Genomic DNA, 23,630 nt, shown 5'->3' on the forward strand with positions numbered 1-23,630 from the left:
GTTTTGGGCCGGATTGATGAGCATGAGCCGCGCGCTCCAAAGAGGAGAAGTCGCATTGGATGCGACGGGCAAGGGAGCCGCGCCGGCTGAAACCCTGGCTCCCCCGAACGCGGATTTCTTTCGCCAGCCCCTGGCGCCGATCCTGACGGCGCTGGGCGTGGCCGTGCTGGTGGTTCTTGCTGTCAGTTTCGCCCGCGCCAATGGTCTGGTCGCCGCCCTGTGGGGCGCAGGCGGCGTGGCTATGGCCGCCTGGCTGCGCGGCGGCCGCGGTCTGCAATATGACCTCGGTTTCGGCGTTCTGGTCGTGGCGGGCGTTTTCGCCGGGGAGATTCTGGCGGGTAACGGACCGTCGCTTTCGGTTCTGTTCACCCTGACCAACCTGCTGGAGATCGTTCTGGCGGTGGTGCTGACGCGCCGTCTGGTTACGGGGCTGCATGTGGATAGCGTGCAGGGGTTGGCGCGTTTCCTGACCATATGCGCGATCGCGCCCCTGCCGTCGGCTCTGATCAGCGCCGGGGCGCTGTCCAGCATGTTTGGGGAGGACTTCCTGGACGCCTTCCGTATCTGGTGGAGCGGTCACGCCCTGGGCTTCGCGGTGATCGGGGTGTTCGGTCTCAGCCTGCGCAAGGCCCATCTGAGAGTTCTGAAGCAGCCGGCGCGACTGGCCGAAGGCGTCGGCCTGGGCGTCCTGCTCGCCAGCGCCTGTTATGCGATCTTCTCACATCTGAGCCTGCCTTACGGCTTTCTTCTGCTGCCGCTGATCGTGATTGCGGCGGTGCGGTTTCGCGTGATCGGCGCCGCCTGGGCGCTACTGGTCGTGTCGGTGGTCGCCATCGGCGGCACCATGGCCGGGCACGGCCCCTATCATCAGTTCGGCGCCGAGGATCGTGCTCTTCTGGCGCAACTGCTCGTACTGCTGGGTTACATGCCGATCCTGATGGTCGCCGCCTTGCTGGAAGAACGAGACCGGTTGATGCTGAGGGCCAAGGAAGGCCGGTTGCGCGCTGAGCGCGCCTCGGCCGCCAAGTCGCGCCTGCTGGCCAATGTGGCCCATGAGATCAAGAGTCCGATCGGCGGGGTCATCGGCATCGGTGAACTTTGGGCCGGGGGGCATTTGGGCCAGACGACCGACAGCCAGGTCGAGATGGCGCAGATGCTGGTCAAGACGGCGCGGCAGGTCGAGGCGCTGACGCATGATCTGCTGGACGTGGCCCGGGCCGAAGCCGGCGCGGTGAAGGTCGATCTGAGACCGACCGACGTGCGCGGGGTGTTGGAGGACGTGCGTCGGTCCATGATCCTGTTGCCGGAAGCGGCGGGTCTGAAGATCGAGGTGGTCGCCGACGGCGACGCCCTGGTGGCGATGGCGGATTCCCAACGACTGACCCAGGTGATCGGCAATTTGGCCAACAACGCGATGAAGTACGGCGCTTCGGGCGGGCTGGTCGTCCTTCGCGCCGCCTGGATCGAGGATCGCATACGCATTGAAGTCATCGATAGGGGAGCGGGCCTGTCCGAAGAAAAGCAGGCGCAACTGTTCGAGCCGTTCAACCGTCTGGGTCTGGAACGCTCGACCGTCGAAGGGCATGGCGTCGGCTTGACCCTGGCCAAGCGTTTGGTCGAGCTTCAGGGCGGAGACATCGGGGTGATCTCAGCGGTCGGCCAGGGGGCGAACTTCTGGGTCGAATTGCCCGGAGTCTGAACGCCTTCGCTTGACCAGGCGGGGCGGGCGCAGCCAATGTCGCGGGCATGAAAGCCGCATTCGCCGTCGCCGCCCTGTCGTTGATCGTCGCGCCTGCCGCGCTGTTCGCGACCTCCGCCGCCGCCCAGCAGGATCCTGCCGAACGCGCCCGCATCGAGGAACTGACGCGCAGGCTGAACGGGGCGATGCCCGCGCCGCAGACGCCGCCGCCAACCACGCCGCAGACCGCTCGGACGCCTGCTCAAGCAGCGCCCCAGGCTGTGCCCCAGACAGCACGTCGTGCGACGCCTCCGGCTGCGGCTCAGGCTGCGCCGCAGCCGCGTTCTCAGCCAACCCCCGCCCCGCGCCCGCAACCGCCGAAGATCGCCGGTCAGGCGCCGCTCGGAACCCCTCGGCCTCAGGCGGTTCTACCCGCTCCGCCGTCCGCGCCGAATCCGCAAGGCTTGAGCGGGGCGCAGCAGGCGGCCTTGCCGTTCAGCGTCGACCTGCCGCCAGGCTTCCTGTTGATCGAGGGCCGCACGGCCCCCGGCGCCCACGTCTATTCGGCGCGCAAGGCGGGCAAGACCTATCTGATGATCTACACCGGGCCGTCGTCGCAGTTTCCCATTTATGATGGGGAGCAGGTGACGGCGGGGGGGCGCATTTCGGTCGTCGTACCGGAGGGCGCGCGCCGCATCGCCATGGAGCACCTGTTCCAGCGTTCGGCGAAGCCCGCCGAAATCCACGTCTGGGTGATGGCCCAGGACGGCGCCGACCGTGACGAGGCCGAGCGCATCGCCCAGACCGTCGACCCGAAGTAGGGTCTTACTTCTCGGACCAGACGGCCAGTTCGTTGCCGGAAGGGTCGCGGAAGTGGAAGCGCCGCCCGCCGGGGAAGGCGAAGATGGCGTGGGTGATCGCGCCGCCTGCCGCCTCGACCTTGGCCTGCATGGCCTCCAGATCGTGGGCGTAGAGGATGGGCAGGGGCTTGGGCGTCATGGCGTCGGGCGTGAAGCCGCCGTCCAGCCCTTCACTGAACGCCGCATAGGCCGGGCCGTAGTCCTGGAAGGTCCAGCCGAACGCCTGGGCGTAGAAGGCTTTGTGCGCCGTCAGGTCGGTCGCGGGCAGTTCGAGATAATCCAGCTTGCCGTCTTCGCGCATGACGAGTCTCCAGAGAAATGGCGGCGGACGCTTGCACGAAGACCGACTCTGCGCAAACCTGCAAATGGTTCGCAGATGCAGGAGTCGGCCCATGATCGTCCTGAGCGCCGGATGCGCCTCACTGGCCTCGCTGATGCAGCGGGATGCGGACGGACGACGCGGGTCTGATACAGAACGGGCGCCGACCGAATCCGACCGACGCCCGCGTCTGATTTCAAAGAACGGCGCGGATCAGCGCGCCGTCTGGGTCTCGCCCGCGCGCCACACGCGATAGCGCACCTCGACGTCCGACGGCGTGTAGACCACCACCGGCAGGCGCGAGTTGTAGCGGATCAGCGGCTGCTCCTGGGTGGTCACGAAGGCTTCGCGCTCCGAACCGGGCGGGCAACCCATCAGGGTGCCGGCCCCGGCGCCCAGCGCGGGCAGGACATAGTAGTCGTAGCCCCAGCCTTGAGCCGTGCGGGTCTCCAGGCTGCCGCCGAAGAACTGGCGATTGCAGTCGACGGTCTTGGTCTTGCCGAGGATCAGTTCGACCTTCAGCGCGTCCTCGTCCGACTGGGCCGGCAGGTTGATGACATGGCGCGTCTGGCCTGCGGTCGCGGCCGGGAAGGCCTTGAGGTCGACGGACCCGGCCTGGGCGGTCGCGGAGTTGTTCTGGGTCATGACGCCTTCAGCCTGAGCGGTGGCGCAGGCGGTCAGGTTCAAGGCGGCGACGCCGGCGGCGAAGAGGGTAGGGAGTTTCAAGGGGGAGGTCTCCACAGTCGGTAAGCTTGGCCGCCGAAAACGCCGCAGGCTCAGACCAGTTCCACCGCCATGGCCACCGCCTCGCCGCCGCCGATGCACAGCGAGGCCACGCCCCTCTTGCCCCCGCGCGCCTGAAGCGCCGCCAGCAGGGTGGACAGGATGCGCGCGCCCGAGGCGCCGATCGGGTGGCCCAGCGCCGTGGCGCCGCCGTTGACGTTCAGCTTGGCGCGGTCGATGCCCAGCTCCTGCTGAGCGATCATGGCGACGACGGCGAAGGCCTCGTTGACCTCCCACAGGTCCACGTCCTCGACGGACCAGCCGGCCTTCTTCAGGGCCTTCTGCATGGCCGGGACCGGGGCGGTGGTGAACAGGGCCGGCTCATGGGCGTGGGCGGCGTGGCTGACCACGCGGGCGACGATGGGCAGGCCCAGGGCCTTGGCCGTGCTTTCGCGCGTCATGACCATGGCGGCCGCGCCGTCGGAGATGGAGCTGGAGTTGGCGGCGGTGACGGCGCCGTCCTTGACGAAGGCGGGCTTCAGCGTCGGGATCTTGGCCGGATCGGCCTTGCCGGGCTGTTCGTCCTCACTGACCGTCACCGGGCCCTTGCGAGTGGCGACCTCGACCGGGACGATCTCGGCCTTGAAGGCGCCCGAGGCGATGGCGTTCTGGGCGCGGGTCAGGCTTTCGATGGCGTATTCGTCCATCGCCTCGCGGGTGAACTGATACTGGGCCGCCGCATCCTCGGCGAAGACGCCCATGGCCTTGCCGGGGGAATAGGCGTCCTCAAGGCCGTCCATCATCATGGAGTCGACGATGACATCGTGGCCGATGCGGGCGCCGCCGCGGTGCTTGCTCATCAGATAGGGGGCGCCGGTCATCGACTCCATGCCGCCCGCGACGATGACCTCGGCCGTGCCGGCCAGCAGGGCGTCGTGCGCCATCATGGCCGACTGCAGGCCCGAGCCGCACATCTTGTTCACCGTCGTCGCCTCGACGTGTTTGCCGAGGCCTGCGCCGATGGCGGCCTGACGGGCCGGGGCCTGACCCAGACCGGCAGGCAGAACGCAGCCCATGAAGATCTGCTCGATCTTCTCCGGCGCGACGCCGGCGCGCTCGACGGCGGCCTTGACGGCGGCGGCGCCCAGGTCGGTGGCCTTGACCGGCGACAGCGCGCCCTGGAAGCCGCCCATCGGGGTGCGGGCGAAGGAGCAGATGACGACGGGATCAGCAGCGGCGGTCATGACAGGCGTTTCCGTAAGTGAATCGTTTCGTGGGGATTAGGGGAGGCGAAGGCCCGCTGGCAAGCGGCGCTTCACAGCAGCTTGCGGCGCTGGCGGGCCAGGGCGAGGGGGCGGCCGTCCGCGCCCCAGGCGATCGCCTCGTCCACCGACCAGCCCAGGCCGTGGTCCAGCAGGCGGTATTCGAAGAAGACCCAGCCGTCGGGCGCGCTGTCCGGCGTCGGATCGGCCAGGAAGTCGCAGCGCAGGTCCACCGTCGTCATCATCGGCGGCGCCTTGAAGGCCGTCCAGGCGGGCGGATAGAGGGCGTCCAGCAGGTAGCACATCCGCAGTTCGTCCAGCGGCGCGCCGTCCTTCACCCGCATCCACACCCGCTCGACGACCGGCTTGCCCTCGTTGCCGCCCAGAATGTTGGGGCCGTTCTCGAAGCGATAGTCGACGTGCTGCGAGAAGCGCGGCGCCATCGGGCCGCTGATGCCCGGCGCGTCCTTCAGGCTGTCCAGCGACGGCGGCGGCGCCAGCAGCGGCGTGAGCGGCGAAGGCGTCGCGCCGTCCGCGCCGTAGGTGGCGCTGGCGTGGTGGGTCAGCTTCGAGCCTTGGCCGCCCTCGACCACGGCATAGGCGACGTTGCGGCCGCCGCGCAGCATCCGGGGCCGGAAGTGCAGGGACTGGCCGTAACGGGCGGCGGCCAGATACTGGACCGTCAGACTGCGCAACGGCGCCTCGATCCCCAGCCCCTGGCGCATGGCCCCGGCGCACAGGGCCGCCAGCAGGCCGCCGAAGGGGAAGCCCGCCTCGGGCGGGGCGCTGATCGGGCCGTTCGAGAACTCGCCGGAAAGATGGGCGGCCAGGACGCCGTCATCTTCGGGCGTCAGGCGGAAGGCGGCGTGGATCAGGTCGGGTTCGGTCATGGCTCTCATCGAAAAGCGGAGGCGGAACCTGCGACGGCGCCGCCTCCGAGTCGAGGGATGGAAACGGCCGGGGAGCGGCCACGTCCGTTGCAAATAGAAACTGACCTACTCCGTCGCGATTGGCAACCCTTGTCAAAAGCCTGACGCGAGGTCACTTTCTGCTGATGGGACGCACCGCCGACTATTCGCGCCAGAGCTGCTCGGTCGCCGCCACCCTCGAGGTGATCGGCGATCCGTGGACCATGCTGGTCATCCGCGACGCCTTCAACGGCGTCAGCCGCTTCGAGCAATGGCAGGAGCGGCTGGGCGTGGCGCGCAATGTCCTGGCCGCACGCCTGAAATCCTTGGTGCATCATGGGGTGCTGGAGCCGCGCCCCTATTCCCAGCGCCCGCCGCGCAACGAATATGTGCTGACGGCCAAGGGCAAGGATCTGTACGGCGTCCTCGTCACCCTGCACGCCTGGGGCGAGAAGCATGTCTATGGCGACGAACCGTCGGGCATCGTCCTGCGTCACAAGACCTGCGGGCGCGATCTGAAGCCCCGCATCGCCTGCGGCTGCTGCAATGAGATGGTTCGCCCGCGCGAGGTGGAGGTGGTCTTCACCGAGAACCGCCCGACCGTCGGCGAGGTCATGCCGGCCAAGGACGAAGCGGCGTAAAACCCTCTGATCGATTCAACCTCCGTCAACCGTCGAAGGTTAACGGTGGGGCATGTTTCAGTCCCTGACGTCCAGGATCGCCGCCGTCAGCGCCCTGGTGGTGATCGCTTTACTGGTTCTTGTAGCCGCCCTGGCCGACGCTTCGCGGCAGACCCGCGAGAGCTTCCGCTGGGTGACGCACTCCGCCAAGGTCATCCAGGCGATGGAAGAGACCGTGGCCGGTCTGCGCGACGCGGAGTCGGGCCAGCGCGCCTATGTGCTGACGCGGAATCCGGCCTACGCCCAGTCCTTTGACACGCGGGTTTCGGACTCCTTGCGGGCGTTCGGCGAATTGGTGGAGCTGACGCGGGACAACCCGTCACAACAGGAGCGGGTGCAGGCTCTGGGCGCGCAGCTTTCAGGCCGTATCGAACTGTTGCGTCAGCCTTTGATCCTGGCGCGGAGCGGGGACTTCGCCCAGGCCGAAGCCTTCATCGTCGAGGGACGCGGATTCGATTCCATGAGCGCCTTCGTGCTGGCGGCGCGAGCGCTGCTGGATGAGGAGCGGGTGGTGCAGACGCGCCGCGTCGAGGCCGCCGAACAGCGGCTGGCGCGGGTGCGAGGCCTGGCCCTGATCGGCGGGCCGTTGATCGCCTTCTTCTCCCTGTCGGTGTCCTTCATGGTCATTCGCGGCATCCGTCAGCCGGTGCGTGTCATCACACGCGCCATGACGGGTCTGGGCGCGGGCGACCTGAACCAGAGGATTGACGGCCGCATGGGCTCGCGTGAGTTCGACCGCCTGGCGCGCGGCTATAACGACATGGCGGACCGTCTGGCGACGGCGGCGACCGACCAGAGCCGCAGCGAGCGCGAACTGAAGCGCGTGCATGAGGAACTGCTGTCCAGCGCCCAGACCCTGCGCGAGCGCGGCGAGGTGATCGAACTGCTGGGCGGCATGGCGCATCGGATGCAGGCGGCCCGGACGGATGACGAACTGGCTCAGGTCATCCACGCCTTCGTGCCGCGCGTGCTGCCGGGCTTGCCGGGCGCGCTCTACGCCTACAACAACTCGCGCAATCTTCTGGTCCCGCTGTCGGGCTGGGGCGGGCACGAGAGCGAGCAGGACGGCTTTGCGCCGGACCAGTGCTGGGCCCTGCGTCGGGGCCAGAGCCATTTCGTGTCCGAGCCGGGCGCGGACGTCGTCTGCGGCCATGTGGATCATATGGCGGCGCCTTATCACTGCGAGCCGCTGCTGGCGTCAGGCGAGGTGATCGGCGTCCTGCATCTGGACGGGCTGGTCGAGGCCGAGACGCAGTTCCGCCTCAACGTCCTCGCCGAGAACATCGCCTCGGCCATGGTCAATCAGAAGCTGCAGCGCGACCTGAAGGAGCAGACGATCCGTGATCCGCTGACCGGCCTGTTCAACCGTCGCTACATGGAGGAGGCGCTGGCGCTGGAGGTGGCGCGCGCCGCGCGTTCGGGCGCGCCCCTGTGCGTGGTCATGTGCGACGTGGACCATTTCAAGCGCTTCAACGACGAGTTCGGCCATGACGCGGGCGACGTGGTGCTGCAGGCCGTCGCCGCCGAGCTGGGGCATCGGTTCCGCGACGGCGACATCGTCTGCCGCTACGGCGGCGAAGAGTTCATCATCATCGCGCCGGGCACCACGGCCGAGGCCCTGTCGCAACGAGTCGATACGGTTCGCCAGGCCATTGCCGGCATCGCCCTTCGACTGGGCGAACAACCGCTGGGCAGCAGCACCATGTCCTTCGGCGTCGCCGCATGGTCCAAGAGCATGGACCGCGACGGCGACGCCCTGGTGCAGGCGGCGGACGCGGCGCTGTACCGCGCCAAGCGGGAAGGCCGTAACCGGGTGGTCCTTCACGTCGCCGCCTGAGAGCCTGGCTGAAATCCATGCTGCCGCTTTCTGGCAGCAAGTCTGTTAGGATTCGAGCGTGTCCCGCTCCGAACGCCTGCTTGATCTGCTGAACACCCTGCGACGGCATCGTCGGCCGGTCAGCGGACGTGCGCTGGCGGCCGAGACGGGCGTTTCCCTGCGCACCCTTTATCGCGACATCGCCAGCCTGCAGGCGCAGGGGGCGACGATCGAGGGCGAGCCGGGCGTGGGCTATGTGCTGAAGCCCGGCTATCTGCTGCCGCCGCTGATGTTCACGCCGGAGGAGATCGAGGCCCTGGCCCTGGGCTCGCGCTGGGTGGCCGAGCGGGCGGATGCGCGACTGCGGGATGCGGCCTTGAGCGCCCAGGCGCGGATCGCGGCGGTGCTGCCGCCGGATCTGCGCGACGAGATGGAGGCCTCGGCCCTGTTCATCGGGCCGGGCGCGCCGATCCCCGCCGATGCGGTCGATCCGGCCCATTTGCGCAAGGCGATCCGCATCGAGCGCAAGCTGAGGCTGAACTATCGCGACGAGGCGGGGACGGCGTCGGACCGGGTGGTCTGGCCCTTCGCCCTGGCCTTTTTCGACCGGGTGCGGCTGCTGATCGGATGGTGCGAGCTGCGCGACGACTTCCGCAGCTTCCGCACCGACCGCATCGTCGAGATCGAGGTGCTGGACGCCCGCTATCCCACGCGCAAGGCGGTGTTGCTGAAGCGATGGCGCGAGGCCTGCGACCGTCAGGGGCCGCCGCGATGATGCTGACAGAAATTGGCGGTATCGGCGGTTAGGTTCTCCTTCTGTTCAGACAGGCGGAGGGGCCATGCCATGAGCGACGACATTCTGCTGAACGTGGCCGATCCGGGCGCGAGCGCACGCTTCTATGCGGGATTGCTGGGCCGCCGGCCGGTGGAGGCGGGGCCGGACCATGCGGTCTTCCTGCTGGCGCCGGGGCGGACGCTCAGCTTGTGGCGCGGGCGAGGCGGGGCGCAGGCGGACCTGCGCATGGAGGCGCCCGCCGTGGTGGACCAACTGCACATCGACTGGTGGGATCGGGGCGCGCGCATCGTCCTGCCGCCCAGCGACATGGACTGCGGCCACGGTTTCGTAGCGCGCGACCCGGACGGCAACTGCCTGAGGGTCTATGCGGCCCATCAGAACCGTCACCCTCGGGCTTGTCCCGAGGGCCCATGGCGGACGTGTGCGTGACCTGAGCGGCTGTCCGTGCGGCTGGCGAATTCAGCGAAAAGCGTGTCGCCGCGCTGGGCCCTCGGGACAAGCCCGAGGGTGACGATAGGGGTTAGACCGCCACGGCCTCTGTCGACTGGATGAAGCCGCCGCCCATCACGCGCTCGTCGTCGGCCGGATCGTAGAGGACGCAGGCTTGGCCGGGGGCGACGCCTTCTTCGCCCTGATCGAAGACGACCTGCACGGCGCCGTCAATAAAGGCGAGGCGGGCGGGCGAGGGCTGGCGCGTTGAGCGGACGCGGGCCAGGACCGGGGCGCCGTCACGGGCGGCCTCTTCGATCGTGGCCTGGTCGCCCAGCCAATTGATTTCCTCCAGCGTCAGACGCGCGGTCAGCAGGGCCTCGCGCGGGCCGACGATGACGCGGCGGTTGTCAGGGTCCAGCTTGACTACGAACAGAGGCTCGCCCACGGCGACGTTCAGCCCCCGGCGCTGGCCGATGGTGTAGTCGGTGATGCCTGAATGGCGGCCCAGAACCCGGCCGTCCATGTGGACGATGTCGCCGGCCTCACGCCCCTGCGGACGCAGCCGGTCGATCAGGGTGCGATAGTCGCCGGTCGGCACGAAGCAGATGTCCTGGCTGTCCGGCTTGGCGGCGATCCTCAGACCCAGGGAGGCGGCGACGCCGCGCACCTGCGGTTTTTCCAGATCGGCCAGGGGGAAGCGCAGATAGTCCAACTGATCCTGCGTCGTGGCGAACAGGAAGTAGGACTGGTCGCGCGAGTGGTCGACCGCCTTCCTCATCTGCGAGCGGTTGCCGTGGGTGGCGCGGCGGACGTAGTGGCCGGTCGCCATCGCCTCGGCTCCCAGGTCGCGGGCGACGTCCAGCAGGTCGCGGAACTTCACCGTCTGATTACAGCGAATGCAGGGGACCGGCGTCTGGCCCTTCAGGTAGGAATCGGCGAACTGGTCGATCACCGCGTCCTTGAAGCGGCTTTCGTAGTCCAGGACATAGTGCGGGATGCCGATCAGATCGGCGGCCAGGCGGGCGTCGTGAATGTCCTGACCCGCGCAGCAGGCGCCCTTCTTCTTCAGCGCCTCGCCGTGGTCGTAAAGCTGAAGGGTCACGCCCACGACGTCATAGCCCGCCTTGTGCAGCAAGGCGGCGACGACGGTGGAATCCACCCCGCCCGACATGGCGGCGACCACGCGCGCGCCTTGCGGCAGGCCGACGGCCTGTCGCACGCTCTCGATCGCAGCCTCCATGTCGGCTTGCGACATGGGGGCGATGTCGGGAACGGGGCAGAGGATGTCGTCGGTCAGGGCGTCCATGGTCATCGCCGCCATTTAGGCCTTAAGGCGCGCGATTTCGAGGCCTGGCCCGAAACGAAGGCGCGCGCCAATGAAAAAGACCGCCCCCCATCAGGGAGCGGCCCATGATCATGCGTCCAGGCGAAGGCCTAGTCGCGGTAGCTCTGGATGCGCGTCGTGCGCAGCCCCTGCATGCCCCATTTGTCGATGGCCTTCTGCCAGGCCAGGAACTCCTCGGCCGTCAGACGGTATTTGGCCAGGGCGTCCTCTAGGCTGATCAGACCGCCGCGGACGGCCGCCACGACCTCGGCCTTGCGGCGGATGACCCAGCGGTTCGTGTCCGACGGGGGAAGATCCCGCAGGGTCAGGGGCGTGCCCGTCGGGCCGACCACGTACTGTTCGCCGTTACTGTTAAGGCGTCGCTCTTGCAGCATGGGCTTAAGCCTCTCTCACCACCACCATAGACGCGCAGGCTAGGCCCCCGCCCGCTAAGGGGCGTTTAAGCGTCGTGGTGAAGGAATGGCTAAGACGCATCCGGCCGGTCCGGCGCGTTCTGCGCCGACTAAAGGAAGGATTCATCGAGTCTAACGAGACCTTGCTCATGGATTCCCGTTGGCCGATCAGCGCTTGATGTTGATCAGCTCCGCCAGCATCTCGTCGGCGGTGGTGATGATCTTGGACGAGGCCGAATAGGCGCGCTGGGTGGTGATCAGGCCGGTGAACTCGGTCGACAGGTCGACGGTCGAGGCTTCCAGCTGCTGCGCGCCCAGCAGGCCCGCGCCGCCGGTGCCGGGAGCCTTCAGGTTGAAGGTGCCGGAGTTCTGGCTGACGCGGAAGGCGTTGCCCGACACTTCGGTCAGGCTGTCGGCGCTGGGGAAGGTGGCCAGGGCGACCTGGGCGATCTTGCGCATCACGCCGTTGTCGAAGATGGCGGTGACGAAGCCGGTCTCGTCGATCTTCACCTCGGTCAGGTTTCCGAAGGCCGTGCCGTTCGTATAGGTGGCCTGGACGATGGAGGTGCTGTCGTACTGCGTCAGGCCGCCCGCCGAGGCGTTCAGGTCGAAGGCGATGGTCTGGGCCGCGATGCCCAGCGACGGATCCCAGGCGCCGTCGGCGCCCGGCGTCGCCCCGTCGGACGAACCCAGCGACAGGCTGGCGTTGGTGGGGTCGTCGAACAGGCCGGTGCCCGCGGTCCAGCCCTGCATCTTGGCCACGTCCAGACGCCCGTCCTGGGTGAAGGCGATGCGGCCGGACTTCAGCAAGCCGTCCGTGTTGGTCACCGTGCCTTCGGGGGCGCGGATTTCGGCGTGCCATTCGTTGGCGACGCTGCTCTTCAGGAAGGAGACGGTGATGTTGCGTTGGCCGCCCTTGGAGTCCGACACCGGAATGGTGATCTCGAAGTCCGGCTTCACGCCCGTCGCCGGGTCGTTGGCGTACATCGACATGGAGTGGGTGGCCGGGTCATAGGCCGTGACGCCGGTCGGGGGCGGGGTCTGGGCGGCCTCATTAACCGGCTGGCTGGACTTCAGGTTGGCGTTCAGGCCGACGCGGGTGGTCGGCTCGGCCGCGCCGCCGACGGAGCCGACGTTGATGGTGCGCAGGCGGCTCATGTCGGACGGATCGCTGTTGACCACGCCGTCGGCGTCGACCGGCCAGCCCTGCAGATACAGACCCGAGGTGTTCTGCAGATAGCCCAGGTCGTCGATCTTGAACGCCCCGGCGCGCGTGAACAGGCGCGCGTCCGACAGGGTCAGGTTCTCGGACTTTTCGGTGACGACGAAGAAGCCCTGGCCGGCGATGGCCAGGTCGGTGCCGGACGTCGTGCGCTGAAGCTGGCCCGCCTGGCTGATGAAGTGGCGGGCGGCGGCCTGAACGCCGCCGGCGGAGTAGTTCACGCCCGCCGTCTGGGCGTTGACCACGGTCGCGAACTCGGTCGACGCGCGCTTGTAGCCGACCGTGTTCACGTTGGCGATGTTCTGCGAGATCGTCGAAAGGGCCGCGGCGTTGGCGGTCAGACCGGACACGCCGGCCATCATGGCGCCGTTGATGCTCATGTCTGGGGTTCCTTACGAGAGAAGATTGAAGGGGTTGAGTTTCGAGGCGAGGGCGCTGGCCGCGCCGGCGTCGTCCTCGGGTTTGGCGGCGGCCTTCTGTTCTTCCAGCGCGATCAGGCTGGACACCGGCATGATCGAGTTGCCGATGATGACGAAGGGCGTGTTGTCGTACATCTCGACGCCGGTGACGCGGCCGCGGATCAGCACCTGGCTGTCGACGGCCTTGCCCGCGCCGTCCTTGGCGACGACCTTCAGCGTATAGACGCCGCCGTCGTCGACCTGGCCGCCTCCGGTGGTCTTTCCGTCCCACTTGAAGTCATGCATGCCGTTGGTCTTGTCGGGGGCCGGGCCGCTCCAGACCACCTTGCCCGAGGCGTCCAGCACCTGAAGCGTGGCGTCGGTCGCGTCGGCGGCCAGCTCATAGCTCCAGTTGGCCTCGCCGTCTTCGAAGCGGGTCGCGGCCCAGACTGCGGTGGCGTCCTTGCCGATATATTGCGCCGCGCCGGTCAGGCCGTCGCCCTGCTGCGCCTTCAGCAGGCCGGTCAGGAGGTCATTGGTCAGCAATTGCTGCTCGACGCCCGCCATCTGCGTCAGCTGGGCGGTGAACTCGTTGGAATCCACCGGCGACAGCGGATCCTGGTTCTTCAACTGCGTGGTCAGCAACGACAGGAAGGTCTGGAAGTTGGAGGCCAGCATCTGACCCCCGGCGTTCACCCGGCCCGCGGCGTTGTTGGAAGAGACGGCGTCAACCATCGATCAGACCTTCAGATCGACGCGGTCAGGCGTCAGGGAAAGGGACGTCCAGGCGCTGGGCGGCGGAACGACGGAATCGGCCTCGGCGGCCAGGCGAGCGGCGCCGGAGAAGGCGCGGCGGCCCGGTTGGCGCTCGAACGCGCCGTCGCCGAAGCCGGATGAAGGATCACGCTCTGCGAACTTGAGGTCATCGCGCGAAAGCTGCAGCCCCGCGTCCAGAAGTTGACGTCGCAGTTCGTCGGCGCGGGCGCGCAGGTCGGCGGCCGCCGCAGGATTGTCGAAGGCCAGGCGGGCCGTGACCTGGCCGTCGGACTCGATCTCAAGGCTGACGTCGACGCGGCCCAGGCCTTCGGGCGTCAGGGCCATGTCGAAGCGGGTCGAGCGGCCGTCCAGCTTCTTGATGATCTGGGCGGCGATCTGGGCCGTGGTCTCGACCGTGGCGCGCGACAGCTGGGACAGGCCCAGATCGCGTTGAGCGCCGGGCGCCTGAGAGGGGGCTTCGACGGCGCCTTGTTGCGGCGCGGCCGGGGCTTCGCCGTCGACCGGGGGCGCGGCGACGGTCGCTGCGGCAGGCGCTTGGACGAGCGTGGGCGCGGCGGTCGGGCGCGCGGCTGGCGCTGACACGGCAGCGTCGACGGAGGTGTCGGCTTGGGCGGGACGATTGGCGGCCGCTTCGGCGCCGCCCGTCGCGGCGGCGGCCTGTATCGCTTCTCGCGCTGAGGCCAGACGTTCGCCCGCGCCCGATCTAAAGCCGGTCACGCCCAGCAAGGCGGCGTCGTGTGCAGAAAGTGACGCCGGTCCAGGACGCGACGACGGCGGCGCGTCCGACGGCTCGTCGCTCTCGGCAGGCGTGGTTTCAAGCGCCGCGTCCGATTCTGCAAAGGCGGCGGGAAACGCGGCTTTGAGGGCGGCAGGCGCAGCGGCGGAGAGCATCGTCGCGGCTGAGGTCGGTGCGGCCATGGTCGGCGCAGCCGCAGCTGCGGGCTCGACGGCAGGGGCGGCGGAAGCCGCCTCTATAGTCTCGGGGGCGGCCTCGAAAACGGCTTGCGGTGCGGGCGTCGTTGCGGCGGTGAAGGCAGGCTTCGCTTCTGTCGTCGGCGCCGCCGGATCGGCAGGGGCTTGCGGAACGGCGGCCTGTTGCACCGGCGGGGGCGGCGCGAACCAGGCGGGCGGGGCCGCGACGACGACGTCGTCCTCTTTGGCGGGTTCGTCTGGAGCGACGGTTTCGGGAGTCTCGGCGACCGGGGTGGCGGGCTGCGCGGCCTGCGCCTCTTCCTTCAGCATCAGGTCCGCGAAGACGGCGCTGTCCGTCGCCGCCTCGGCGGAGGCGTCGGCGCTCGCGCCGCCGGGGGCGGCGGGCGTCAGGACGGACATGAGGCTGACGGCGGACATGCGGGCGGCAGGCGCTTTCGGTCGATGAGGAGCGGCGCCTGCTGCGCCTGGGTCATTCGGCAGAGCCTCCGCAAGCCTTGGGCCAAGTGTAGGCAGTTCATATAATGTATTGAAATTTATCGATATTAATGGATTTTCGGTCGCCGTTGCCGTGACGTGACGCCGGGCGCTTCTTGCCGCGTTCGTCGCTTTTTGCCGGGCGCGGGCGGCGCCGTTCGACTTGGCCCGTCGCTTGCCTCCCTTGTTGACGAATGCACAGGGGCCGAATGCCGATGTCGAATAAAATCAAAGAGATGGCTAGAAGGCCGGCTCAATCCGCCGGGCAAGATTTGCGCGGCCGCCTGCAAGGCTTGCCGGGCGTCAGCCTGCGCGCGCGCTGCGGCGTGGGAGACGTCTGATGTCCCTCAACTCGATCATGAACATCGCCACCTCGGGCATGAATGCGGCCCAGACGCAGCTGCGGGTGGTCTCGGACAACGTCTCCAACGTCAACACGCCCGGCTATGTCCGCAAGATCGCCGACCAGCAGTCCTGGGCCAGCCAGGGCGTCGGCGCGGGCGTTGAGATCGCCCGCATCCGTCTGGCCACCGACCGCTTCCTGCAGGCGGCCAGTCTGAACGCCAGCGCCGACGCCGGCCGTCAGACGGTGCGCTATGAGCTTTACGACCGCATCCAGTCGATGTTCGGCGATCCGGGCTCCAACAGCGGCTTCTTTTCGCAGATCGACAGCGTCTTCGCCGCCTTCGCCGCTTCGGCCGAGGATGCGACCTCTGGCCCGCGGCGCCAGGAGGCTGTCTGGAAGACGCAGGCCCTGTTCGACGAAGCCGCCCGCATCAACAGCCAGATCCAGTCGGTGCGCGAAGACGCCGACGCCCGCATCAAGAGCGCGGTCGAGACGGCCAACAGCCTGCTGGAGCAGATCGAGAAGCTGAACGTCGAGATCGCCAAGGCCGCGGTGGTCAATGCGGACTCCTCGGGCGCGCAGACGGCCCAGGCGGCCCTGATCGACCAACTGTCCGGCCTGATGGACGTCCGCATCACCGGCCGCGCGGTCGGCGGGGTCGAGATCCGCACCGGCGCCGGCATCCTGCTGGCGGGGCAGGGGGCGGCCAAGCTGGACTATGTGCGGGCGGGCGCCGTCTCGGCCGAGACGGTGTTCAACGAGATCACGGTCATCGAGCCCCCCGCCGGAAAGGCGCGCTCCCTGGCTGAAGGTCTGAGCTCGGGCGAGATCAAGGGGCTGCTGGAGTTGCGCGACGGCGAGGCGCCGGCGACGGTCGAGCGGCTGGCTGAGCTAATGTCGCGCATGGCCGACGAACTGAACCGGGCGCACAACGCCTCCTCGGCCGCGCCGCCGCCCAACAGCCTGACCGGCCGTAATGTCGGACAGTCGCTCGAGACCGCCTTGCAGGGCTTCACCGGCCGCACCTCCATCGTCATCACCAATGATCAGGGCGTGGCCCTGCAGAAGATCGACCTGGACCTGGCGACGCTGAATCCGGCGACCTTCCTGGCCGACCTGAACGCCCAGCTAGGAACCAACGGCAGCGCCAGCTTCGTCGACGGGCGTCTGAAGATAGAAGGCGCACCCGGAACGGGGGTGGTGGTGGTCGATGATCCGGCCGCGCCCTCGAACAAGGGCGGGCGAGGCTTCTCGCACTTCTTCGGCTTGAACGATCTGATCACCAGCGAGCAGCCGGCGATCTATGAAACGGGCATGACGGGGGCGTCGCAGCACGGCTTCACGCCGGGCGAGACCATCACCTTCCGCTTCAGCGACGCGGCGGGCGCCAAGCTGCGCGACATCGAGGTGGCGGTCCCCCCCGGCGGCGACATGACCAGCCTGCTGGCGGCGCTGAACGACCCGATGACGGGCGCGGGGCGGATGGGGACGTTCAGTCTCAATCCGGCGGGCGAGATGACGTTCACGCCGCGCCCCGGTTCGGGCGCGAACCTGTCGGTGCTTCAGGACCGCACGACCCAGGTTCCTTCGAACGTGTCGATGAGTGAACTGTTCGGTCTGGGCGGGGCGCGCGCCTCGCGGGCCGACGCCTTCTCGATCCGGGCTGACATCGCCCGCGATCCGGCCCTGATGGCCTTCGCCAAGGCCGATGCGACGGGCGGGCTGGGCACGGCCGTGGTCAGCAAGAACGATGCGCGCGGCGCGCGTCTGCTGGCCAGCGCGGGCGAGAACGCCGCTTCCTTCTCGGCGGCGGGCGGGGCGGCGGGCGGCTCCATGTCGCTGGCGCGCTATGCGTCGGAGCTGTCGGGCGAGATCGGCAGCCGGGCCGCCATGGCAAAGAACAACGCCGTCAGCGCCACGGCTCTGGCCAAGGAGGCGACGGCGCGTCGCGTCTCGGTCGAAGGGGTCAATCTGGACGAGGAGCTGGTGCTGATGACCACCTATCAGCAAGCCTTTAACGCTTCGGCCCGCATGGTTCAGGCCGCCAAGGACATGTACGACATCCTGCTGGGAATGGTGCGATGACCCGCGTTTCGACTTACGGAAACTATCAGTCGGCCCTGCTTGACCTGATGTCGGCCCAGTCGCGCATGGCGGACGCCCAGCAGAAGGTGAACACCAAGAAGAACGCCACGGACCTGGTCGGTTTCGGTCGGAGCTCAGAGACGGTCAGCGCGCTGAAGTCCAGCCAGACCCGCATCGAGACCTTCATCGACACCAACAAGACCGTCGCGGCGCGGCTGGAGACCCAGGATCTGGCGATGGACCGGGTCGCGGACGCTTCTACGGCGGCGCGTCAGGCCATCGCCGACGCCATCGCCGCCGGGCGGATGGACACGCTGATGGGGACGTTGAACAGCCTGTTCGTGGAGGCTCAGGACGGGTTGAACATGAAGCACCAGGGCAAGTATCTGTTCGGGGGCGGGGTCACAGACCGCGCGGCGGTGGAGTTGCCCGACATCCCCGGCCAGCCGGGGGCCAGCATGATGGCCAAGCTGGCGGCCTTGCCCGACGAGAACGCCGCCTTCCGCAACGACCAGCTGAAGCAGTCGTCCTGGCTGGACGAGAACGTGTCGATGGACACGGGCTTCCTGGCCGACGCCATCGGCTCTGAGCTGTTCGCCATCTTCCGCGACATCCAGCTGGCCCATGAGGCGGCGCCGCTGGACGGCCAGATGACGGACGCTCAGAAGACCTTCCTGACCACGCAGATGGGCCGCTTCGAGGCGGCGGCGAAAGGGGTGGTCGAGTTGCAGGCCGCCAACGGCGGGATGCAGAACCGTGTCGACCGTCTGCTGGAGTCCCAGGAGGCGCGCAAGATTTCGATCGACACCATCCTGTCCGGCAAGACCGACGCCAACATGGCCGAAGCCGTCACCGAACTGGAGCTGGCGCAGATCTCCCTGCAGGCGTCGGCCCAGGTGGTCAGCCAGCTTCGCCAGGTCTCCCTGCTCGACTATCTGCGCTAGGTCTTTTCACGCCGCCGTTATTCGCGGGACGCTGAACGAAAATCGCCCGACGACGTTCACAAAGCTGCGCCGTGACGGGAGGGCCTTGGCTTGCGTCGAGCAACGCCGGAAGAGATCGAGTTTTGTCATCAGTCGTTGACGCGACGCGAAAATCAGAGCTTTAAGCGGCGTATGCGAGCAGGCGGGCCTGTGTCAGTGTCGGATTCATGAATCGGGCGGACTTCCAGATTGACGAACACCAGGACGGTCAGGCGCGCTTGCGGCTGGCCGGCGACTGGTCGACCGTCGCCGTCGGCCGCCTGGGCGATCGGCTGAAGACCGAGCTGGACGGTCGAGCCGTGACGGCGCTGGACCTGGATGATCTGGGTCGTTTCGACACCGCCGGCGCCCTGGCCGTGGCCCAGGCCATGAGCCGCCCTATCCCTGAATCCGCCTGGTCCGCACGCCCCGAAGCCGGGCGCCTGTATCGCATGGTGGCCAAGCTGGACTGCATGACGGCCGAGCCGCCGCGCCGCTCGGCTCCCATGACGCGCGGCTTCGCCAAGGTCGGGCGCGGGGTCTATGACTTCGGCGCCGAGGCCATGCTGTCGCTGGCCTTCCTGGGCCGTCTGATGGCCGCAGTGCTGACCACGCTGAAGCATCCCGGCCGCATCCGCTGGGCCGCCTGGTTCAGCCAGGCGGAGCGCACGGGACTGGACGCCATCCCGATCGTGGTGGTGACCAACTTCTTCATCGGCGCCGTGGTGGCCTTCATCGGCGTGGACCTGCTGACCCAGTTCGGGGCGGGGGTCTTCGCCGTGCAACTGATCGGCGTCGCCGTCTTCCGCGAGTTCGCCGTGGTCATCACCGCCGTGCTGCTGGCGGGTCGTTCGGCCTCGTCCTTCGCCGCCGAGATCGGCTCCATGCGCATGACGCAGGAGGTGGACGCCATGCAGGTCATGGGCGTCGATCCCTTCCAGGCCCTGGTGATCCCACGCCTGGCGGCGCTGCTGGTCATGCTGCCGCTGCTGACCTTCCTGGCCATGATGGGCGGCCTGCTGGGCGGGGTGCTGGTGTCGTGGAGCCAGCTGAACCTGGGCCCGGCCTTCTTCTTTCAGCGGCTGGTCGAGGACGGCTATATGCCGACGCACATGATGGTCGGCCTGATCAAGGCGCCGGTCTTCGCCCTGGTGGTCGCGGCCATCGGCTGCCGTCAGGGCATGTCCGTGGCGGGCGACGTCGAGAGCCTGGGGCGCCGGGTGACGGCGGCGGTGGTGCAGGCGATCTTCGCCATCATCCTTCTGGACGCCGTCTTCGCTCTGATCTTCATCGAGCTGAAGATATGACGGACGAGACGCATAAATCGGACGACCGCGAGGCCGTCATTCAGGTGCGGGGCCTGCTCAGCCAGTTCGGCGAGCGGGTGATCCATCAGGATCTGGACCTGGACGTGATGCGCGGTGAAGTGCTGGGCGTTGTCGGCGGGTCGGGCACCGGCAAGACCGTGCTGCTGAACTCCATCATCGGCCTGAAGGAGCCGGAGGGCGGGGAGGTCCGTCTGTTCGGCGAGGATCGCGCGGCCATGTCCAAGGCCGAGGCGGCCGCCGTCGAGCGGCGCACCGGCGTCCTGTTCCAGCAGGGGGCGCTGTTCTCGTCCCTGACGGTGCTGGAGAACGTGGCCTCGCCGCTGGTCGAGCATACGAAGCTGTCCAAGTCGACGATCCGCGAGCTGGCCGAGATGAAGGTGGCCATGGTGGGCCTCAAGCCCGAGGCCCTCTATCTGAAGCCGGCTGAGCTGTCGGGCGGGATGCGGAAGCGCGTCGGCCTGGCCCGCGCCCTGGCGCTGGACCCCGAACTGGTCTTCCTCGACGAGCCGACGGCCGGGCTGGACCCGATCGGGGCGGCGGCGTTCGATGATTTGATCCGTCAGCTGTCGGACGATCTGGGGCTGACGGTCTTCATGATCACCCACGACCTCGACAGCCTTTACGCCATCTGCGACCAGGTGGCCGTGCTGGCGGACAAGCATGTGGTGGCCAAGGCGCCGGTCGCCGAGCTGGAACGCTCGGACCACCCTTGGATCAAGGAATACTTCCTGGGGCCGCGCGGACGCGCCGCCCACAAGAGCGCGGCCTGAGGAGGGCGCGAAACGATGGAAAGAGACGCCCATTACGCCGCCGTCGGCATCGCCACAGTCGCCCTCATGCTGGCGCTGGCGGTGTTCACCATCTGGCTGGCCCGGTTGCAGTTCAACAAGGACTTCGACGTCTATGACATTGTCTTCTACGGCCCGGTGCGCGGCCTGTCGGAAGGCGGCGAGGTGCACTTCAACGGCATCCGCGTCGGCGAGGTGACCAACCTGAATCTGGATCCGAAGAAGGGCGATCAGGTCATCGCCCGCGTGCGGCTGAACGGCACGACGCCGGTGCGCGTGACCTCGCGCGCCCAGCTGGAGCCGCAGGGCATCACCGGCCTGAACTATATTCAGATCACTGCCGGTTCGCCGGACAGCCCCATTCTGAAGGATCAGTATCCCGACCATGTCGTGCCGGTGATCCAGAGCCAGCCCAGCCCCATCGCCGAGCTGCTGAGCGGATCGGGCACGGTGCTGGCGCAGACCGTGGACGCCCTGAACCGCATCAACCGCGTGATGTCGGACGACAACATCCGCAGCTTCTCGACCAGCGTGAAGAACGTCGAGGCCCTGACCGCCGAGCTGGAGGCCCGCAAGGGCATGTTCCAACAGCTTGAAGAGACCATCACCAAGGCCAACGCCGCCGTCGGCGAATATCAGGCCCTGGGCGCCAGCGCGCGCCAGATGGTCGACACCGACGGCAAGCAGGCCATCGCCAACATCAACGCCGCGACGCGCGAGGCCCAGGCCGCCATCGCCTCGATCAACCGTTCGGCGACAGGATTGGAAGGGCCGCTGGGCGACTTCGGCACCCAGACCGTGCCGCAGCTCAACGACACCATCCGCCAATTGGATCAGGCGACGCGGTCGCTGCAGTCGTTGATCGACAATGTGCGTGAAAGCCCGCGCGACTTTATCGCCAAGGCGCCGTCCAAGGAAATCGAGGTGCAGCCGTGATCCGTTCTACCTTCATGATCGCTGCGGCGTCGGTCGCCTTGTCGGGGTGCGCCTTGTTGTCGTCGCCCGATCCGGTTCAACTGTATCGCTTCGGCGGGGCCTCGGCCTATGCCGGGACGGGCGCGACCTCGGCCTGTCCGGACGTTCACGTCTCCATGCGCCGGGTGGACTTCCCCGAGGCGGCGCGCGGTGATCGCATCCTGGCCGTCACCGGGGCCGAGGCGGCCTACATCAAGGGCGCGCGCTGGGTGTCGCCGGCCGAGACCCTGTTCGAGGAAGCTCTGCGCAACGCCTTTCTGGACGGCGGCACGTGCACCGTCCTGAGCAGCGGGCCGCTGTCGCGCAACGGCTTGCTGCTGAGCGTGGACGTGCGCCGCTTCGAGGCGGCCTACGCCGCGCCGGGCGCCGTGCCGGATGCGAACATCGTGGTGCTGCTGCGTCTGTTCCGCATGAGCGACCGCAGCCTTGTCGTCGAGGACCGCATCACGGTGCGCGAAAGCGCGGGCGAGAACCGCCAGTCGGCCATCGTCGCCGCCTTCGACCGCGCCACGGCCGAGGCCAGCCGCCAGATCGTCCTGTGGACCGACCAGCAGGGTTTCCAGGCGACGCGGGACTAAATTTCTTCTGCCTTCGAAGTGAGCATGAAAAACCCCGGCGGCCTCGCGGTCGCCGGGGTTTTGCGTTTCAGGCGGGGCGGGCGGTTCAGCCCAGGTTCGCCGCCACCGTGTAGTCGGCCTCGGTCTTGGCCGCGACCTCGTCCAGCGTGACGCCGTCGGCCAGTTCGATCAGCTCCAGCCCCGAACCGTCCGGCTTGACGTCAAAGACGGCCAGATCGGTGATGATGCGGCTGACCACGCCCGTGCCGGTCAGCGGCAGGGTGCATGCCTTCAGCACCTTGGACTGGCCGTGTTTGTTGGCGTGATCCATGACCACGACCACGCGCTTCACGCCCGCGACCAGGTCCATGGCGCCGCCCATGCCCTTCACCAGCTTGCCGGGGATCATCCAGTTGGCGATGTCGCCGTTCTGGGCCACTTCCATGGCGCCAAGGATGGACAGGTTGATGTGGCCGCCGCGGATCATGGCGAAGCTGTCCGAGGAGCTGAAATAGCTGCTCTCGGGGATTTCGGTGATGGTCTGCTTGCCGGCGTTGATCAGGTCGGGGTCTTCCTCGCCCTCATAGGGGAAGGGGCCCATGCCCAGCATGCCGTTCTCCGACTGCAGGGTCACGACCATGCCCTCGGGGATGTAGTTGGCCACCAGGGTCGGAATGCCGATGCCCAGGTTCACATAGAAGCCGTCCTGCAGTTCCTTGGCGGCGCGCTCGGCCAGTTGTTCGCGAGTACGAGCCATTGGATTAAGCCTCCCGCTGACGAACAGTGCGCTGTTCGATGCGCTTTTCGGACACGGTCTGGATCAGGCGGTCGACATAGACGCCCGGCGTATGGATGTGGTCGGGGTCCAGCGAGCCGACGGGGACGATTTCCTCGACCTCGACCAGCGTGATCTTGCCGGCCGTGGCCATCATCGGGTTGAAGTTACGCGCCGTCTTGCGGAACACCAGATTGCCGCGCTCATCGGCCTTCCACGCCTTGACGATGGACAGGTCGGCGACCAGTCCCGTCTCCATGACGTACTTGCGCCCGTCGAAGTCGCGCACTTCCTTGCCTTCGGCGACCAGGGTGCCGACGCCGGTGGCGGTGAAGAAGGCGGGGATGCCTGCGCCGCCCGCGCGGATGCGCTCGGCCAGGGTGCCCTGCGGGTTGAATTCCAGCTGCAGCTCGCCGGCCAGATACTGGCGCTCGAACTCCTTGTTCTCGCCGACGTAGGACGAGATCATCTTGGCGATCTGACGCGTCTCCAGCAGCTGGCCCAGGCCGAAGCCGTCCACGCCCGCATTATTGGAGATGACGGTCAGACCCTTGACGCCCGTGTCGCGCAGGCCCGCGATCAGGTTCTCGGGGATGCCGCACAGGCCGAAGCCGCCGGACATGACGGTCATGCCGTCGAATGTCAGCCCCTCCAGCGCGGACTTCACGTCAGCGTAAATCTTGCCCATCGGACTCCCTTTTTCACCGTCTGATGAATATCGCGGTCTCTTCCGTCCTTAAAGCGGGCCGGGAAGAGGGGCAAGCGGCAAGCGCGACGCAGGGGAAGGCATGGCGAAGCT

23 protein-coding genes are annotated in these 23,630 nt (G+C 67.8%); 12 read left to right on the forward strand and 11 right to left on the reverse strand.

Annotation, left to right across the window (positions count from 1 at the left end; translation table 11 throughout):
- Window positions 1-22: 22 nt before the first annotated feature.
- On the forward strand, window positions 23-1,699 hold the full coding sequence (locus tag EGK63_RS04200; RefSeq protein WP_243637561.1) for a HAMP domain-containing sensor histidine kinase: 1,677 nt from the start codon (window positions 23-25) through the stop codon (window positions 1,697-1,699).
- Between the two features lie 47 nt (window positions 1,700-1,746).
- A complete protein-coding gene (locus tag EGK63_RS04205; protein WP_125900061.1) occupies window positions 1,747-2,499 on the forward strand; it encodes a hypothetical protein in 753 nt (250 codons plus the stop codon).
- Between the two features lie 4 nt (window positions 2,500-2,503).
- On the opposite strand, the gene EGK63_RS04210 is transcribed toward EGK63_RS04205, so the two are convergent.
- From EGK63_RS04210 to EGK63_RS04225, 4 genes are all read right to left on the reverse strand, one after another.
- Window positions 2,504-2,839, reverse strand: coding sequence for a VOC family protein (locus tag EGK63_RS04210; RefSeq protein ID WP_125900062.1), 336 nt, complete (start codon window positions 2,837-2,839; stop codon window positions 2,504-2,506).
- Between the two features lie 231 nt (window positions 2,840-3,070).
- Window positions 3,071-3,583, reverse strand: a complete 513-nt coding sequence (eco, locus tag EGK63_RS04215) for a serine protease inhibitor ecotin (protein WP_125900063.1) — start codon at window positions 3,581-3,583, stop codon at window positions 3,071-3,073.
- 50 nt (window positions 3,584-3,633) lie between these two features.
- The gene (locus tag EGK63_RS04220; protein WP_125900064.1) at window positions 3,634-4,824 is read right to left on the reverse strand and encodes an acetyl-CoA C-acyltransferase; all 1,191 of its coding nucleotides are present in this window, start codon (window positions 4,822-4,824) and stop codon (window positions 3,634-3,636) included.
- Window positions 4,825-4,895: 71 nt separating this feature from the next.
- Window positions 4,896-5,732 (reverse strand): acyl-CoA thioesterase II, encoded by an 837-nt coding sequence (locus EGK63_RS04225; protein ID WP_243637562.1) that lies wholly within the window; start codon window positions 5,730-5,732, stop codon window positions 4,896-4,898.
- A 164-nt stretch (window positions 5,733-5,896) separates the two neighbouring features.
- Here EGK63_RS04225 and EGK63_RS04230 point away from each other — a divergent pair, with 164 nt between their 5' ends.
- The 4 genes from EGK63_RS04230 to EGK63_RS04245 all read left to right on the forward strand — a co-directional run bounded on the left by EGK63_RS04230 (window position 5,897) and on the right by EGK63_RS04245 (window position 9,471).
- A complete protein-coding gene (locus tag EGK63_RS04230; RefSeq protein WP_125900066.1) occupies window positions 5,897-6,391 on the forward strand; it encodes a helix-turn-helix domain-containing protein in 495 nt (164 codons plus the stop codon).
- 52 nt (window positions 6,392-6,443) lie between these two features.
- Complete coding sequence (locus tag EGK63_RS04235) at window positions 6,444-8,267, forward strand: diguanylate cyclase (RefSeq protein ID WP_125900067.1); 1,824 nt, start codon at window positions 6,444-6,446, stop codon at window positions 8,265-8,267.
- A gap of 58 nt (window positions 8,268-8,325) precedes the next feature.
- Entirely contained in the window at window positions 8,326-9,021 is a 696-nt protein-coding gene (locus EGK63_RS04240) for a YafY family protein (protein ID WP_125900068.1), read from the forward strand.
- Window positions 9,022-9,090: 69 nt separating this feature from the next.
- Window positions 9,091-9,471 (forward strand): VOC family protein, encoded by a 381-nt coding sequence (locus tag EGK63_RS04245; protein ID WP_125900069.1) that lies wholly within the window; start codon window positions 9,091-9,093, stop codon window positions 9,469-9,471.
- 91 nt (window positions 9,472-9,562) lie between these two features.
- Here EGK63_RS04245 and mnmA read toward each other — a convergent pair whose 3' ends face one another.
- The 5 genes from mnmA to EGK63_RS16695 all read right to left on the reverse strand — a co-directional run bounded on the left by mnmA (window position 9,563) and on the right by EGK63_RS16695 (window position 14,958).
- Entirely contained in the window at window positions 9,563-10,729 is a 1,167-nt protein-coding gene (gene mnmA / locus EGK63_RS04250; protein WP_125900125.1) for a tRNA 2-thiouridine(34) synthase MnmA, read from the reverse strand.
- 179 nt (window positions 10,730-10,908) lie between these two features.
- Window positions 10,909-11,193: a DUF1153 domain-containing protein gene (locus tag EGK63_RS04255; RefSeq protein ID WP_087139603.1), complete on the reverse strand. Its 285-nt coding sequence runs from the start codon at window positions 11,191-11,193 to the stop codon at window positions 10,909-10,911.
- Between the two features lie 186 nt (window positions 11,194-11,379).
- Window positions 11,380-12,813, reverse strand: a complete 1,434-nt coding sequence (gene flgE / locus EGK63_RS04260; RefSeq protein ID WP_040345797.1) for a flagellar hook protein FlgE — start codon at window positions 12,811-12,813, stop codon at window positions 11,380-11,382.
- Window positions 12,814-12,825: 12 nt separating this feature from the next.
- Window positions 12,826-13,566 carry a flagellar hook assembly protein FlgD gene (locus tag EGK63_RS04265; protein WP_125900070.1) on the reverse strand — a complete coding sequence of 247 codons (741 nt, stop codon included), beginning with the start codon at window positions 13,564-13,566 and terminating at the stop codon, window positions 12,826-12,828.
- 3 nt (window positions 13,567-13,569) lie between these two features.
- Window positions 13,570-14,958, reverse strand: a complete 1,389-nt coding sequence (locus EGK63_RS16695; protein ID WP_243637563.1) for a flagellar hook-length control protein FliK — start codon at window positions 14,956-14,958, stop codon at window positions 13,570-13,572.
- A gap of 397 nt (window positions 14,959-15,355) precedes the next feature.
- Here EGK63_RS16695 and flgK point away from each other — a divergent pair, with 397 nt between their 5' ends.
- The 6 genes from flgK (at window position 15,356) to EGK63_RS04300 (ending at window position 22,077) form a co-directional block, all read left to right on the forward strand.
- Window positions 15,356-17,446 (forward strand): flagellar hook-associated protein FlgK, encoded by a 2,091-nt coding sequence (gene flgK, locus EGK63_RS04275; protein WP_125900071.1) that lies wholly within the window; start codon window positions 15,356-15,358, stop codon window positions 17,444-17,446.
- On the forward strand, window positions 17,443-18,390 hold the full coding sequence (locus EGK63_RS04280) for a flagellin (protein ID WP_125900072.1): 948 nt from the start codon (window positions 17,443-17,445) through the stop codon (window positions 18,388-18,390). Before flgK ends, EGK63_RS04280 begins: the two co-directional genes overlap by 4 nt.
- 206 nt (window positions 18,391-18,596) lie before the next feature.
- The gene (locus EGK63_RS04285; RefSeq protein ID WP_125900073.1) at window positions 18,597-19,715 is read left to right on the forward strand and encodes an ABC transporter permease; all 1,119 of its coding nucleotides are present in this window, start codon (window positions 18,597-18,599) and stop codon (window positions 19,713-19,715) included.
- Window positions 19,712-20,506, forward strand: a complete 795-nt coding sequence (locus EGK63_RS04290; protein WP_125900074.1) for an ABC transporter ATP-binding protein — start codon at window positions 19,712-19,714, stop codon at window positions 20,504-20,506. Before EGK63_RS04285 ends, EGK63_RS04290 begins: the two co-directional genes overlap by 4 nt.
- Before the next feature lie 15 nt (window positions 20,507-20,521).
- Window positions 20,522-21,460 (forward strand): MlaD family protein, encoded by a 939-nt coding sequence (locus EGK63_RS04295; protein ID WP_125900075.1) that lies wholly within the window; start codon window positions 20,522-20,524, stop codon window positions 21,458-21,460.
- On the forward strand, window positions 21,457-22,077 hold the full coding sequence (locus EGK63_RS04300) for an ABC-type transport auxiliary lipoprotein family protein (RefSeq protein WP_243637564.1): 621 nt from the start codon (window positions 21,457-21,459) through the stop codon (window positions 22,075-22,077). The genes EGK63_RS04295 and EGK63_RS04300 overlap by 4 nt, the downstream gene beginning before the upstream one ends.
- Window positions 22,078-22,162: 85 nt before the next feature.
- Here the strand turns inward: EGK63_RS04300 and EGK63_RS04305 are convergent, their stop codons facing one another.
- Both EGK63_RS04305 and EGK63_RS04310 read right to left on the reverse strand, forming a co-directional pair.
- Entirely contained in the window at window positions 22,163-22,813 is a 651-nt protein-coding gene (locus tag EGK63_RS04305; RefSeq protein ID WP_125900076.1) for a 3-oxoacid CoA-transferase subunit B, read from the reverse strand.
- 4 nt (window positions 22,814-22,817) lie between these two features.
- A complete protein-coding gene (locus tag EGK63_RS04310; protein WP_125900077.1) occupies window positions 22,818-23,519 on the reverse strand; it encodes a CoA transferase subunit A in 702 nt (233 codons plus the stop codon).
- Window positions 23,520-23,630: the final 111 nt, after the last annotated feature.

The organism is Brevundimonas sp. 357 (assembly GCF_003938605.1).
Lineage (GTDB): Bacteria > Pseudomonadota > Alphaproteobacteria > Caulobacterales > Caulobacteraceae > Brevundimonas.

Excerpts from the sequence above, each read along its gene's own strand:
- flgK (WP_125900071.1), top strand. The coding sequence starts at position 15,356 with ATGTCCCTCAACTCGATCATGAACATCGCCACCTCGGGCATGAATGCG.
- EGK63_RS04205 (WP_125900061.1), top strand. The coding sequence starts at position 1,747 with ATGAAAGCCGCATTCGCCGTCGCCGCCCTGTCGTTGATCGTCGCGCCT.
- mnmA (WP_125900125.1), bottom strand. The coding sequence starts at position 10,729 with ATGTCGCAAGCCGACATGGAGGCTGCGATCGAGAGCGTGCGACAGGCC.
- EGK63_RS04265 (WP_125900070.1), bottom strand. The coding sequence starts at position 13,566 with ATGGTTGACGCCGTCTCTTCCAACAACGCCGCGGGCCGGGTGAACGCC.
- flgE (WP_040345797.1), bottom strand. The coding sequence starts at position 12,813 with ATGAGCATCAACGGCGCCATGATGGCCGGCGTGTCCGGTCTGACCGCC.
- EGK63_RS16695 (WP_243637563.1), bottom strand. The coding sequence starts at position 14,958 with ATGTCCGCCGTCAGCCTCATGTCCGTCCTGACGCCCGCCGCCCCCGGC.
- EGK63_RS04280 (WP_125900072.1), top strand. The coding sequence starts at position 17,443 with ATGACCCGCGTTTCGACTTACGGAAACTATCAGTCGGCCCTGCTTGAC.
- EGK63_RS04285 (WP_125900073.1), top strand. The coding sequence starts at position 18,597 with ATGAATCGGGCGGACTTCCAGATTGACGAACACCAGGACGGTCAGGCG.
- EGK63_RS04255 (WP_087139603.1), bottom strand. The coding sequence starts at position 11,193 with ATGCTGCAAGAGCGACGCCTTAACAGTAACGGCGAACAGTACGTGGTC.
- EGK63_RS04290 (WP_125900074.1), top strand. The coding sequence starts at position 19,712 with ATGACGGACGAGACGCATAAATCGGACGACCGCGAGGCCGTCATTCAG.
- EGK63_RS04310 (WP_125900077.1), bottom strand. The coding sequence starts at position 23,519 with ATGGGCAAGATTTACGCTGACGTGAAGTCCGCGCTGGAGGGGCTGACA.
- EGK63_RS04235 (WP_125900067.1), top strand. The coding sequence starts at position 6,444 with ATGTTTCAGTCCCTGACGTCCAGGATCGCCGCCGTCAGCGCCCTGGTG.
- EGK63_RS04245 (WP_125900069.1), top strand. The coding sequence starts at position 9,091 with ATGAGCGACGACATTCTGCTGAACGTGGCCGATCCGGGCGCGAGCGCA.
- EGK63_RS04200 (WP_243637561.1), top strand. The coding sequence starts at position 23 with ATGAGCCGCGCGCTCCAAAGAGGAGAAGTCGCATTGGATGCGACGGGC.
- EGK63_RS04230 (WP_125900066.1), top strand. The coding sequence starts at position 5,897 with ATGGGACGCACCGCCGACTATTCGCGCCAGAGCTGCTCGGTCGCCGCC.
- EGK63_RS04220 (WP_125900064.1), bottom strand. The coding sequence starts at position 4,824 with ATGACCGCCGCTGCTGATCCCGTCGTCATCTGCTCCTTCGCCCGCACC.
- EGK63_RS04295 (WP_125900075.1), top strand. The coding sequence starts at position 20,522 with ATGGAAAGAGACGCCCATTACGCCGCCGTCGGCATCGCCACAGTCGCC.
- EGK63_RS04225 (WP_243637562.1), bottom strand. The coding sequence starts at position 5,732 with ATGACCGAACCCGACCTGATCCACGCCGCCTTCCGCCTGACGCCCGAA.
- EGK63_RS04210 (WP_125900062.1), bottom strand. The coding sequence starts at position 2,839 with ATGCGCGAAGACGGCAAGCTGGATTATCTCGAACTGCCCGCGACCGAC.
- EGK63_RS04305 (WP_125900076.1), bottom strand. The coding sequence starts at position 22,813 with ATGGCTCGTACTCGCGAACAACTGGCCGAGCGCGCCGCCAAGGAACTG.